We start from the raw sequence: 13,062 nt of genomic DNA, 5'->3' as shown, positions 1-13,062 counted from the left end.
TTTAACAAAACAGTCGGTCAAGAACCGGCTGCCGGCTACTTCTTGTCGTCCGGCTTGCCAAAACGTGAACGGTCAAAGGTCGAGGACGGGCGCGTGGTGCCTGATGAACCACTCGTGCTTCCCGTACCTGTCGTTGGCCGTGGCGGTGTTCCACTGGTGCCGGTCCCCAGTGGACGGCGATAGGTCGAACCGGTAGTCCCGGTTGTTCCTGTCGTGCCCGGACGGGTCGTTGAACCTGTACCAGTCGTTCCTGACGGCTTGCTGAACGAACTACCCGTTGTGCCAGTTGTACCTGTGCTCCCCGGACGGGTCGTCGAACCGGTGCCGGTCGAATTTGCCGGGCGGCTATAGGTGCTGCCTGTCGTGCCCGTTGTTCCGGTCGTTGTCGGACGCGTGGTTGATCCCGAAAGCCCGGTTGTGGTCGGACGTGCGCCCAAACCAGTCGTGCTTGTCGGACGCGGTGCCGTGGTACCAGCAGTTCCGGTCGTACCCGTACCAGCCGCATTTTGCATATGCTTTGGTTTCGGGAAGGCAAAGCCACCTGCGGCCGCCCCACTGCTTGCAGCAGCCGTACCGCCAGCCTGCGCCTTTTCAAGCGCGGTCAGATCGACATCCGGTGCGCCTGGACGGTTCAGCTGATAAATGCCACGTTGACGGGCAAGCGGTTTGAATTTGTCCGAAATGCCCAGAACCGTCTCCGCACCACCAAGGAACAGGAAACCGTCATCAGGCATCAGCGCCGAAATACGGGCCAGAACATCGCTTTTGGTCGGCTGATCGAAATAAATCAGAACGTTACGGCAATAGACGACGTCAAACTGTCCAAGCGGGCGGAAATCTTCCAGAAGGTTGAATTCCTTGTATTGAACCTTGGAACGGATATCGGCGGAAATCTGCCACTGGTCTTCTTTCTTCTGGAAGTATTTGACCAGAAGACCAATCGGAAGGCCCCTTTGGACTTCGAACTGGGAATACAGACCGGCACGTGCCTTGGTCAGGATTTCACGCGAAATGTCTGTGCCGATGATTTCAACACGCCAGCCAGCCAGCTGGGTTTTAAATTCATCAAGGATCATCGCCAGCGAATAGGGTTCCTGGCCCGAGGACGCCGCAGCACACCAGATACGCAGGGTGCGCTTGGAGGCACGCTCCTTGATCATGTGCGGCAGAACCACATGGCGGAATTGATCAAACGGTTTGGTATCGCGGAAGAAGAAGCTTTCATTGGTCGTCATTGCATCGACGACTTCTTCGACCAGATTGCGGTCACCACCGCGCAACGCACCGATAAGTGCGGTCAAATCTTTCAGGCCGCGCTTACGCGCAATCGGCATCAGCCGGCTTTCGAGCAGATATGTCTTATCCTCGCTCAGAACGAGCCCGGATTTGGACTTTATCAGTCTGCTTACGAAATCGAAGTCTTCCGGCTTCATCATTATGGGTTACCGACCCCCCGCAAATTTCTTGATATAGGCCGCAATTCCGCCAACCGGCAAAACCGCAGAACAGATACCGGCATGTGCTGCCGCACCTGGCATCCCCCATACAACGCTGCTTTGTTCGTCTTGGGCCACGACCATTCCCCCGGCATTCACCACGTCGCGACCGCCCAACATACCATCCTGACCCATTCCGGTCAGTATCGCGGTGAGAATATTTCCACCATAGCTCGCCACCAGACTGCGCAACATCGGATCAACCGACGGGCGGCAGAAGTTTTCAGGCGGGTTCTGGTTCAACATCAAATGGCGTGAGCCACCCCGACCTTCAACCGTCATGTGGTAGTCGCCCGGTGCAAGATAAACCTGCCCGCCAACAACCGGCATGTTGTTTTGCCCTTCCTGACATTTAAGCCCGGTCAGGCGCGTAATATGTTCTGCCAGAATGGTGGTAAAGGTCGCTGGCATATGCTGTGTGATAAAGATCGGCTGACGCACACCAACAAGCCCGCGCAGCACTTCAAACAATGCCTGCGGCCCGCCGGTCGAACTGCCAATCGCGATCGCCTCAACATTCAATCTTTTTTCCGGCAACAACGAAACCGCGCCACGCATATTCGGGCGCTTTGCCGGTGCAGGTGCACTGCCACCACGCATCTGTTGCGCACGTGCGGCCTTTTGCGGCGCAGGTGCGGCTGGCGCGGCGCGCTTTTGCGCCGGGGCTGATACCCGTGCGACAGGCGCTGCCGATGCGCTGCGTTGGACACTTGCGGTGTTTGTGCGCGATCCACCTGCGGCAACGGCAGCATCACGGATCAAACGACCCGGATCGCGTTGCGATGCTGATGAACGGTTTGTGGTGCTTGTCGCGGCCGTGGTCGCAGCAGCCTTTGCTGCGGGACCGGTTGTTTCACTTGGTGCGCTTGCAGCGGCTGGTGCCTGCGGTGCAGGGGCTGGCTGCTGGGGCATCTGACGCATTTGCATGGATTGCGGGCGCGGATGCTGCTGCATCGGGCGCGGGCGCAGCTCTGCGGTAAAGCGTTTGCGCTGAATGCGACCTTGTTTGTGAAGCTGCTGATGTTCGACCGACATCTCAGCCCTAAAGGCTGCGGCCTTGCCATCACTGGTACCGGCTCCAGCATCGCCAGATACATCACCGTCCTTGGCAGGTTCGGCATCAGCAACATCAACAGGCTCCGGCGCGGCCACTTCGGCCGGTGCCGGGCTTTCGGGCATCACAGATGCTTCTTCTGCCTCAAGCATCTTGCGACGCTGTTCGGCCCAGGCTTTGACTTTATCAAGAAGTTCGGCGCGGAAACCTTCGCCGACATTCAGATCCTTTGATGAGCTTGGCTTGGGGATATAATCCACAGCCCCTAATGTCATCGCCTGGAAACTGATATCGGCGTTTCGCTTGGTAAGCGTGGACGCCATGATCACGCGGACTGTCGGATCCATTTCCAACAGTTTGGGCAAAGCCGTCAACCCGTCCATCACCGGCATTTCGATATCAAGAACAACGACTTCGATGCCGCCGCCTTCCATCACAGCCAATGCTTCTTCGCCATTATTGACCGAGCCGACGACTTCGATTTCTTCGTCTTCGGTCATCATGCGTGTTACGAGCCCGCGCACAATGGCGGAATCGTCCACGATCAGGACTTTGTATGGCGAATGGGTAGGCGTCTCTTGCACGTGGCAGCGTCCCCGCTTGAGTCTGGAGATCAGTTAAAAAGGCTGGCTAGGCGCGAAGCACAGGTCAGCCTAGATCAGGCCGACCTGTTCAAACTTTGCCTGAATGATCTCGCTATCGAACGGTTTCATGATGTACTCGTTCGCACCAGCGGTAATGGCTTCCTGAATGTGTTCCAGATCGTTTTCAGTTGTACAGAACACAACAACAGGCTCATCGCCTCCCGGCGTTGCGCGCAGTTCGCGCAAAAATTCAATTCCGCTTTTAACTGGCATGTTCCAGTCCAGCAGAACTGCCTCAGGCATGGATTCAAGGCATTTTTCCAATGCCTCTTGTCCGTCTACTGCCTCCACAACCGCAAATCCGATTTCTTCGAGGATGCGGCGCGCCACCATTCGGATGACTTTCGAATCATCGACGACGAGACAACTCTTCATCGACTTCCTTCTCGCTTACTTAGGTCGTTAAGCCACAACGGCAAGTTGCGGGCACATTACGTGCCCGCAAAATCGATTTATCCAGCCTGCTTGACGGACGAATTAAAATCAAGCAATCGCGGAACATCAAGAATTACCAGAAGCTTCTTGTCGAGGCGGAAAATGCCGTCGCTGAATTCGCGCCAACGCGGATCCAGGGTTGCCGGATTTTGCTCGAACGCCTTTTTCGGGACGCTGAGAACCTCGCCAACCTGATCAACCATCAGGCTATAAAGCTCGCCACCCTGGTCAACAACGATGCTCATGCCCGGATCTTCGCTTTCCTTGTCACGAAGACCAAGACGCTTGCGCACGTCAATTGCGGTGACGATACGACCGCGCAGGTTCAGCGAACCCGCAACTTCAGGCGGTGCCAGCGGAATACGGGTGATGCGTTGCGGACCAAGCACATCCTGAACCGTCAGCACCGGAATACCGAAAAGCTGTTTGCCGATATTCGCGGTGACGAAATCCTGGCTGTCACCGCCAAGGTCAAGCGCACCGGCTTTGTCGTGGCTCGGGACGAGTGCGTTCTTATCGCTCATAAAACTATCTCCCGATTACATGCTGCTCAAGGTCTGGACGAGGGTCGAGACCAGTGCATCACGGTCAAACTTCGCGACATAGTCGCTAAAACCGACCTGACGACCGCGTTCGAAATCTTCTTCGCTGGTATGCGAGGACAGGGCAATGATCGGAACCTCACCCCACAGCTCGTCATCCTGCAGCGCTTCGGCGAATTCAAAGCCGTTCATGCCCGGCATTTCGATATCGCTGATGATCGCGTCAAACAGTGTACCACGGTTTTTAAGTTCCATGGCCTGTTCTGCGTTTTCAACTGCAGTCACACGGAAACCGGCGACCGAAAGCATCGGTGTCAGAAGGTTACGGAAGAACGGACTGTCATCGATCAGAAGAACACGCTTCTTTTCGCCGCCATTGTCTTCGGTACCGAACCAGTCACTAAATGCCAGCTCAAGATAGTAACCGGCATCAATCAGATCGGTTGCCTTGCCATCGATCACGGCAGAACCAACCAGACCATCCTGATCTGCGGTCAACTCGACATTGAGAACATCATCGACGATATCGACGATCTCATCGACGACAAGACCCATGGTACGTTCACGATCCTGGAAGACCAGGGTCGGCTGACGTCCTTCGGACTTCATCTGATAGCTGCCATCAATAAAGACCAGCGGCATCAGCTTGCCACGATACTGAACCAGCGGACGACCGTTGGAATGTTCGATATTCTCGACATCGATTTCTTCAAGTCGGGCAACAAGTGCCAGCGGAACCGCACGGACTTCGTTGCCACCAGCCCTGAAGACCAGCATCGAGGTGGTTTCGCGATCCGAAGCATCCGATTTCGCCTTGCCTTCCACGCCTTGCGAACCACCAACGGTGATTTCGCCGGTGCGGGTCGCAATGCCGTTCGGATCAAGGATCATGATCACGCTACCATCGCCAAGGATGGTGTTACCCGAGAACAGCGACAGATCGCGCAGGATCGGTGCGACCGGCTTGACCACGATTTCCTCGGTGTCAAAGACGCGGTCAACGATGATACCAAACGAATAGGTACCAACCTGTGCGACAACGATGAATGCTTCTTCATCGACTGCATCGTCACTTTCCTGACTGGTATCAAGCCCAAGGATTTTCTTGAGTGTAACCAGCGGCAACAGACGGTTGCGCAAGCGCAGGACCGGCGTGTCGTGAATGCGTTCGATCGAATGTTCGGAATTGTTCGATGCACGAACCAGTTCCAGAACGCTGATCTGCGGAATTGCAAAGCGTTCGCCGCCACTTTCGACAATCAGAGCCGATACGATGGCAAGCGTCAGCGGGATCTTGATGATAAAGGTCGAACCACGGCCTTCGACCGATTTCAGCTCAACCGTACCACCGATCTTTTCGATGTTGGTACGCACAACGTCCATACCCACACCACGACCGGATACCGAGGTAACCTTTTCCGCGGTCGAGAAGCCCGGCTTGAAGATGAACTGCTGGATCTGCTGTTCACCCATACCTTCAAGTTCGCTTTCGGTGGTCAGCCCGTTGGCAATTGCCTTGGCCTTGATACGCTCAAGGTTCAGACCACGACCGTCATCGGAAATCTCGATGATGATGTGACCACCTTCGTGATACGCGTTCAGCGTAACCGTACCGGTTTCAGGCTTGCCCGCGTCACGACGGCCCGGAATGTCTTCCAGACCATGGTCAGCAGAGTTTCGCACCATGTGGGTCAGCGGATCCTTGATCAGTTCAAGAACCTGACGATCCAGTTCGGTGTCAGCACCGATCATCTGCAGATCGATCTTCTTGTTCATCTCAAGGGCAAGGTCGCGAACGATACGCGGCAGTTTCGCCCAAGCGTTACCGATCGGCTGCATACGGGTCTTCATCACACCTTCCTGAAGGTCGGTAGTGATGTGCGACAGGCGCTGCAACGGAACGGTGAATTCACTGTCATCCTTGCCACGAACCATCTGCAGGAGCTGGTTACGGGTCAGGACGAGCTCGGAAACGAGCGTCATAAGGTTTTCAAGCAGCTCGACATTCACACGAATGGTCTGGGCTGCAACCGAGCTTTCCTTGGCTTCTGCGCGCGGGGCTTCTGCCTTTGGCTGCTCGGCTGGTTTCTTTGCCGCGGCAACGGCCTGTGATTTCGCAGCAGCAGGCGGTGCAGCGGCAGGGGCCGGTGCCGGCTTTTCTTCGGGTTCCGGGGTTTCGTCCGGTGCAACGAAATCGGGATCGTATTCTGCGGCGTCAAATGCGGCCTGCAGTTTTTCGTCATCCGTCATCGGCACTTCTTCGGCCGGTTCTTCTTCGGCCGGGGCGGCTTCGGCTGCTGGTGCAGCACCCCCCATGATCGTGCCAGTATCGGCGAAGTGGTTCAGACGCGCAATCAGATCGGCATCATTGCCATCCGGTTCTGCCTCGTTCTGTTCAAGCTCGCCAAGGAGATATTTAATCGTATCGATGAACTCAAGGACCAGCGTCACCGCATCTGCAGTAACGACCAATTCACCATCACGGATTTTCCCCAAGACGTTTTCGCCGGCATGCGCCACCGCTTCGAGGCGTGGCAAGCCGAGGAAGCCGCAAGTCCCTTTGATGGTATGAACCAGACGGAAAATGTTGGACAGAATGTCCGGATCATTCGGGTTCTGTTCCAGCTTCACCAGCTCGACGTCAAGTGTCGAAAGGCTTTCTGAAGTCTCGGTCAGAAATTCACTTAATAGATCGTCCATATACCCCCTCCAAATCTCCAACAGACATTCGCTTGCCGGAACTGGAACTCCCATTTACACGCGGATGGCGAGAAACACATGCTACATCGGTTACTTACGTAGAAGCTAGCACACGTTATTACCAGACCCGCAGGTCAATTTTTTATCCGTAGATCAATGCAATATTTCCATCCTGTTGCAAGACAGAAAGCGCCCCACCCGTCCGATTAGCCAAATTCCGCACGAAAAACGCATGTACCGTACGCGGATCAAGTGCATCGGCGGATACTTCTTTTTCCAATACGTTCATAACCTCCGGTCGCAAAGCCGCGCGCTTTCCTTCAGCAATTACTGTTGTTTGACCGGAGTCGTAGGAAACAGAGATATCGCCACCAAATGGCAAGGCTTCACGGGCGAGCATAACCATGTTGAGCACGACTCGTCCATGCGATGGATCAATCGGAAGGTTCGGCCAATCAAGGTCTACCTTGCCCTCGGCCGCATAGGTCTGGGCTGCTGCGTCGCGCATGGATGCGGTATCGACACTGTTACCCGCCCGCCCAAAGGCCAGACGGAACAATTGCAGACGCCGTGCCGCTTCAAGGCCACTTTTGCGCATCAGCGCAAGCGCCTCGTCATCGGCAACGCCGTCTTCGCCCATCAGCTCCGCCCCGGCATTGACGGCCCCGACCGGACCGACAAGATCATGACAAATGCGCGAACTGATCAGCTCGATCAGCGTCATTTCAAGGGCGATGTCCTGAACCATTACGCGGGTTCTCCAAGGTATTTCGATTTTTCTTCACTGCATTGCGTCCCCAAAACGCAATACCCGACCCCTCAATCACCCTTTGGTCATGGAAATGACGATCACCGCGCAACCACAGGTCTGGCCGCCGCGCAAAGGGTTGATCCGGAAGGCTCAAGATTGACCGTGATATGTTAAGAGCTTATTTAGCGGCAGCGAAAATTAAGCCCAAACTGCCCGGCAAAATTTGCCGCCTGCCCTTCTTTGGCACCTTGTTTGGCCGGTGCAAATACACTGGCAAATTGTACCTTTGCCAAGAACGGCTTATATATAGACCAGTTACCTTAAAGACAGAGTACCCCATGGATTTCCTGCTGACCCCTGGCACCATCGTTCGTCATCCCAACCAGCCTGATTGGGGACTTGGCCGTATTCAGGCCGTCGACGGAGACCGAATCGCGGTCAATTTCGAAGAAGCCGGTCGCCAGATCATTCGTCCGCGCTATGTGGTTCTCGAAATCGTCGAGGCTGCTGCCGGTTACGAATAGGCGATCGACGGACAGCCGACCACCAAACGACGTTGCTTGGCACACGAATTGCTCAGTTCGAATTGTTAATGAATTCGGCGTATAAAATGGCCCCTATCAGACGAGATAGATGAGCCTGACCGATGCGCAACAGTCTAATTGAAGGTCTGGAAACTCCATGATTGCAGCCAATAAACCACCACGTGACAGTTTCAAGCAACGCCACCATGTCGCAGCGTTTACGGTGCTGGAACATTTTGCCCAAGGGCTTGTGCATTTTGCGCGCAACAACGGCGGATCGATCACCGAAGAACAAATCCTGAAGGCGGTTGACGGCCTTCGCGACAAGGAAGACCTGTTTGACGGGGCCTGGGCCGTACTTGAAAGCGACCTTGAATCTGTTAAGGCCCGCGAACATGCCGCTGTCCGCCATGATCCGTTCGGGCGTTTGCTGGTATCGCGCTTTGACCACCTTCTTGAAGGCAGCCAAGCAGGCGATCTGGAACATGGCGCGCTGTCGCGCAACATCCTGCAGCCGTTTTTCAAGGTCATCCGCATGATGGTCGGCATGGATATGCTTCAGGAAATTGACCGCGAAATTCACGCGATCATCGAAGCCCATGCCGACGAAGACGACGAACTGCGCGATCCGTATGAATATTGGGATCACCTTGGCAAGGAACCTGCGGTCAAGATCCGCATCAATCTGGTCTTTGCCCGCATGGCGCTTCATTTCCGCGATTACGAACATCGCAAGAAATGGCTGCTGCAGCTGGTCAATGACAACCTTGTTCATGGCGACACCCCGTGGGAATTCACCGAAGAACACTGCATCCGCCTGCTTGATGCCCTGTTTGGTGATGTCCGCGAGATGTTGGCTGTTCCCGAACATGCCGCCGAACTGGTTGCCAAAATGGGCAGCGAAGATGTCGCAACCCTTCGCACAGTGATCAAATCGATCGATGCCGATATGGCAAAGCACGCTGGATAAGCTGCATTTACCTTGCGGTTACCCAACAGCGACCTAGATTAAAGCCGCGCCCGTTTTTTCTGGCGCGGCTTGTTCGTTTTCACCTGACGGAAAGGTGATAACGCGCGATCTAAACATTCTGGTCAAACGACCCTTTGCTGTGCGACAGTCGCATGACAAAAATATAACGCCCCGCGAACCAGGACGCTGTTAGTTCAACGCCATGACCAAACCGCTGATCGACAAATATGGCAGGCATGTTTCGTACCTGCGTGTTTCCGTAACGGACCGCTGTGATTTCCGCTGCACCTATTGCATGGCGGAAAACATGACCTTCCTGCCAAAGTCCGAAGTTCTCACCCTTGAAGAACTTGATCAGCTTTGCACGGCCTTCATCACACGCGGTGTGCGCAAATTGCGCCTGACCGGTGGGGAGCCGCTGGTACGCCGTGGCATCATGGATCTGATTTCCGATCTGTCGCGCCATCTTAAGACCGGCGCGCTTGATGAACTGACCATGACCACCAATGGCAGCCAGCTTGCCACCTATGCCGATGATCTGGCCCGCCTTGGTGTAAAGCGCCTGAACATCTCGCTTGATAGTCTGGATTCCCAGAAATTCACCGAAATCACCCGCCGTGGCCGCCTTGAACAGGTGCTCGCCGGTCTTGAAGCTGCCAAGGAAGCTGGCATTCGCATCAAGATCAACACGGTGGCCCTTCGCAATTTCAACGAAGATGAAATGTCACGCCTTGTCGCTTGGTGCGGTAAGGAGGGCTTTGATCTTTGCCTGATCGAAACCATGCCGCTGGGTGACATTGATGGTGATCGCACCGATCAATATCTGCCGCTGACCGTCGTGCGCGAACGTCTGGAACAGGAATACACCCTGATCCCGTCCCAATACGTAACGCCGGGCCCGGCCCGCTATACCACGGTGGCCGAAACCGGCGGACGCTTGGGCTTCATCACGCCGCTCACCCATAATTTCTGCGAAGGCTGCAACCGGGTACGCGTGACCTGCACCGGCACGCTTTACATGTGCCTTGGCCAAGAAGACCATGTTGACCTGCGCGCCGCCCTTCGCACCGGCGACCCGCGCGCGCTTGATCAAATGCTGGATGCTGCCATGGACCTCAAACCCAAGGGCCATGATTTCGTCATCGACCGCAAAGGCCAGAAGCCGGCCGTCGGTCGCCATATGAGCATGACGGGCGGCTAAAAAAACTCCGGCAACCTTGAAGCTGCCGGAGTACTTTTCGTTTATCGCATCGATAAACCGCGTCACTGCGGATCAGAATCACGCAGCAGCAGATCAATCGAAAGACCGGGACCGGGCGTCCCGTTGGTCAGGACCGGTTCGCAATGCTCGTTAATGCGTGATGCGATGCGCTGGCGATAGCCGCTAAAGCGTTTTGATTCCACCACATCCACAGCATGATCCAGATGCACCTCCACCCGAAATACACCGGGTGTTGCAGTCGCATTGATGGATCGGATCAGGCCGGTCACCGCATGACCAAGATATGATCCGGCAAAGCGTTTGCCAATGCCAAGGTCTGACACATTGGTCGGGATATTGCGACGTGCCATGGCAATCGCCGTGTTCCAATCGCGATAGCCGTGGCTTTGGGCCAGAAGTTCGAGCGACCCGGCATGCGAGATCGATACATCGCGTGCGGCCAAGGCTTTGCGCAGGCGTTTTGCCTGTGCCTTGAACTGCTCGGTCGCGTCCGTGTCGATTTCGGCACGGTTCAGTTTGAGCGTATTTGAAGTCATAAATCGTCTCCACGCAGGAGGCCGGGGGTCCGCATTGCCGGGCCGTACCCTGATCGGGAAACGGGTCCGTTTTCGTCATCATGCGTCACTTTACCAAAGGTCAAACCTTGCGGACGGCGGGTGTGCGCAACCCAAGGCTGGGTAATTAGCTTAATATGTTGCCCATGGCAAGCATCGGCACAGGATCAACCAATCATACATTCGCCTTTGCGCAGAAATTGACAGCCCCCGTGACAACAACATATACCAGATAAAACAGGTTTAATCGGGGCCTGATGCAGGCCATCGATCAATTATAAGGAATAAACGCCATGGCCATGGAAGCCTATGAAATCGAAAGCATGATCAAGGAAGCGCTGCCCGATGCACAGGTTCGCATCGAAGACCTGCGCGGTGATGGCGATCATTATGCTGCAATTGTTGTGTCTAAGTCCTTCCGCGGCAAAACCCGCGTGGTTCAGCATCAGATGGTTTATTCAGCCCTGAAAGGCAAAATGGGCGGCGAGCTGCATGCCCTTGCCCTGCAGACCTCTGCACCGGAATAAGAAGACCATCCAAGACAAAGCGCACTGCCACCAGCCAAGCGCTTTGAACAGATTTCACGGGCGTCGGAGAACATTCGACGCCCGTCTTCGTTAAAATCAAAGACCTTTCAGACGGCCATGCGTGACTGCCTGAATTCAGCCCCACTAACTGACCACGGCTCATCAATATGTCATCTCAGGATAAGCCCGCACTGATCGGTGCCGGACCACTCGCAGGCCTTGCCGCCTTTACCATCTGGGGCATTTTTGGCCTGTATTTCAAAATGGTCTCCTTTGCCGGGGCTGTTGAAATCCTGTCGCACCGGATTGTGTGGTCGGCGGTTTTGACCTTTATCCTGATCTTTGCGCTGGGCCGCCGCAAGCAGCTTTGGGTTTTGATTTCATCTGCCAAAACCATCGGGCTTTTGTTTTTAAGCAGCCTGCTGATTGCCGGGAACTGGGTGGTCTATATCTGGGCGGTTAATGGCGGCCATGCGCTTGAGGCAAGCCTTGGCTATTACATCATGCCGCTGATCATGTTGATCCTGGCGCGCATCTTCTTTGGCGAGAAACTTAACCGGGTTCAGATCCTGTCAGTGGGTATTTGTGCGCTCGGTGTCTTGAACCTTCTGGTGTTTTACGGCCAGCTTCCCTGGATCGCGCTTAGTCTTTCGATGCTGTTTGGCTTCTATGGTGTGATCCGCAAATTTGTCCCGGCCGATCCGATTGCCGGGCTGTTTGTTGAATGTGCGCTGATTACGCCAATTGCGCTGGGCTATATGATCTGGCTGAACAGTCAGGGCGCGATGGCATTTGGTCACACGACATTGACCAATGATTTGCTTTTGATCGGGCTTGGCGTTTGCACGACGGTTCCGCTGGTGCTGTTTGCCTTTGCCGCGCGTCATATGAAATTTTCGGTGCTGGGTTTGATGCAATATCTGAACCCGACCCTGCAATTCTTTGTCGCTGTAATGATCTTTGGCGAAACGTTTACGTCTGCCCATATGGTGACCTATGGCCTTGTTTGGTTTGGCCTTGGCATCTTTACCTGGGACAATATCAAGACCCGTGGACGGGCCAAGAAGGCCGCACGTGAAAAAGATGCGCTCGCCTGATTGGGCTGATCTGATTTTTGATCCCATCTGCCATGATCGGCAAAATCGTGCCAAGAGTTGACAGAACCGCAGGTTCCAGCCATATCTTCGGCCATAAAAGTTTAACCCGTATTCGCGGTCGAGAGATCACCGCACAAGCCAAGGACAATCATTATGACCGACAATCCGGTATTCGAGCGCATCCAGAAGGACATCGACGATAACGACATCGTTCTGTTCATGAAGGGTACTGCGATGTTCCCGCAGTGTGGTTTCTCTGCTGCTGTGGTTCAGGTCATGGCTGAACTGGGCGTTCAGTTCAAAGACATCAACGTTCTGGTTGACCCGGCAATCCGTCAGGGCATCAAGGACTTCTCCAACTGGCCGACCATTCCGCAGCTTTATGTCAAAGGCGAGTTTGTTGGTGGTTGCGACATCGTTCGTGAGATGTTTGCTTCGGGCGAACTGGCCCAGCACCTTAAAGACAAAGGCGTTGCTGTCGCAGCCTAAGGCGCGCAAACAACCCTGATCAAAAACGCGCTTGGTGTTATCGCCAGGCGCGTTTTT

Annotated in this window: 12 protein-coding genes and 1 pseudogene; 6 read left to right on the top strand and 7 right to left on the bottom strand. The window is 54.9% G+C overall.

The features are described from left to right. Positions 1-623: 623 nt before the first annotated feature. From ACMZ66_RS10160 to ACMZ66_RS10135, 6 genes and pseudogenes are all read right to left on the bottom strand, one after another. Positions 624-1,433 (bottom strand): annotated as a pseudogene (locus ACMZ66_RS10160) (CheR family methyltransferase); the annotation flags it as partial. Between the two features lie 9 nt (positions 1,434-1,442). Further along, positions 1,443-3,134, bottom strand: coding sequence for a chemotaxis protein CheB (locus tag ACMZ66_RS10155; protein WP_416936984.1), 1,692 nt, complete (start codon positions 3,132-3,134; stop codon positions 1,443-1,445). 69 nt (positions 3,135-3,203) lie between these two features. Beyond that, on the bottom strand, positions 3,204-3,569 hold the full coding sequence (locus tag ACMZ66_RS10150) for a response regulator (RefSeq protein WP_416936982.1): 366 nt from the start codon (positions 3,567-3,569) through the stop codon (positions 3,204-3,206). A 77-nt stretch (positions 3,570-3,646) separates the two neighbouring features. Then, positions 3,647-4,153, bottom strand: coding sequence for a chemotaxis protein CheW (locus ACMZ66_RS10145; RefSeq protein WP_416936980.1), 507 nt, complete (start codon positions 4,151-4,153; stop codon positions 3,647-3,649). A gap of 15 nt (positions 4,154-4,168) precedes the next feature. Next, a complete protein-coding gene (locus ACMZ66_RS10140) occupies positions 4,169-6,871 on the bottom strand; it encodes a chemotaxis protein CheW (protein WP_416936978.1) in 2,703 nt (900 codons plus the stop codon). Positions 6,872-7,013: 142 nt separating this feature from the next. Beyond that, complete coding sequence (locus tag ACMZ66_RS10135) at positions 7,014-7,619, bottom strand: histidine phosphotransferase family protein (protein ID WP_416936976.1); 606 nt, start codon at positions 7,617-7,619, stop codon at positions 7,014-7,016. A gap of 341 nt (positions 7,620-7,960) precedes the next feature. Here ACMZ66_RS10135 and ACMZ66_RS10130 point away from each other — a divergent pair, with 341 nt between their 5' ends. The 3 genes from ACMZ66_RS10130 to moaA all read left to right on the top strand — a co-directional run bounded on the left by ACMZ66_RS10130 (position 7,961) and on the right by moaA (position 10,317). Further along, positions 7,961-8,146, top strand: coding sequence for a DUF3553 domain-containing protein (locus ACMZ66_RS10130; RefSeq protein WP_114103264.1), 186 nt, complete (start codon positions 7,961-7,963; stop codon positions 8,144-8,146). 157 nt (positions 8,147-8,303) lie between these two features. Then, the gene (locus ACMZ66_RS10125) at positions 8,304-9,116 is read left to right on the top strand and encodes a hypothetical protein (protein WP_416936974.1); all 813 of its coding nucleotides are present in this window, start codon (positions 8,304-8,306) and stop codon (positions 9,114-9,116) included. Between the two features lie 202 nt (positions 9,117-9,318). Further along, a complete protein-coding gene (gene moaA / locus ACMZ66_RS10120; protein ID WP_416936972.1) occupies positions 9,319-10,317 on the top strand; it encodes a GTP 3',8-cyclase MoaA in 999 nt (332 codons plus the stop codon). Positions 10,318-10,379: 62 nt separating this feature from the next. Here moaA and ACMZ66_RS10115 read toward each other — a convergent pair whose 3' ends face one another. After that, positions 10,380-10,874, bottom strand: a complete 495-nt coding sequence (locus ACMZ66_RS10115) for a glyoxalase superfamily protein (protein WP_416936970.1) — start codon at positions 10,872-10,874, stop codon at positions 10,380-10,382. A 311-nt stretch (positions 10,875-11,185) separates the two neighbouring features. Between ACMZ66_RS10115 and ACMZ66_RS10110 the strand changes: the two genes are divergently transcribed. From ACMZ66_RS10110 to grxD, 3 genes are all read left to right on the top strand, one after another. Further along, the gene (locus ACMZ66_RS10110) at positions 11,186-11,419 is read left to right on the top strand and encodes a BolA family protein (protein ID WP_416936968.1); all 234 of its coding nucleotides are present in this window, start codon (positions 11,186-11,188) and stop codon (positions 11,417-11,419) included. A gap of 167 nt (positions 11,420-11,586) precedes the next feature. Then, the gene (gene rarD, locus ACMZ66_RS10105; protein WP_416936966.1) at positions 11,587-12,516 is read left to right on the top strand and encodes an EamA family transporter RarD; all 930 of its coding nucleotides are present in this window, start codon (positions 11,587-11,589) and stop codon (positions 12,514-12,516) included. 153 nt (positions 12,517-12,669) lie between these two features. Further along, the gene (grxD, locus tag ACMZ66_RS10100) at positions 12,670-13,005 is read left to right on the top strand and encodes a Grx4 family monothiol glutaredoxin (RefSeq protein ID WP_416936964.1); all 336 of its coding nucleotides are present in this window, start codon (positions 12,670-12,672) and stop codon (positions 13,003-13,005) included. Positions 13,006-13,062: the final 57 nt, after the last annotated feature.

Source organism: Thalassospira sp. (genome assembly GCF_048059015.1).
In the GTDB taxonomy this organism is placed as follows: domain Bacteria; phylum Pseudomonadota; class Alphaproteobacteria; order Rhodospirillales; family Thalassospiraceae; genus Thalassospira.
The sequence above is the reverse complement of the archived record's forward strand: the minus strand, read 5'-3'. Positions and strand labels throughout refer to the sequence as shown.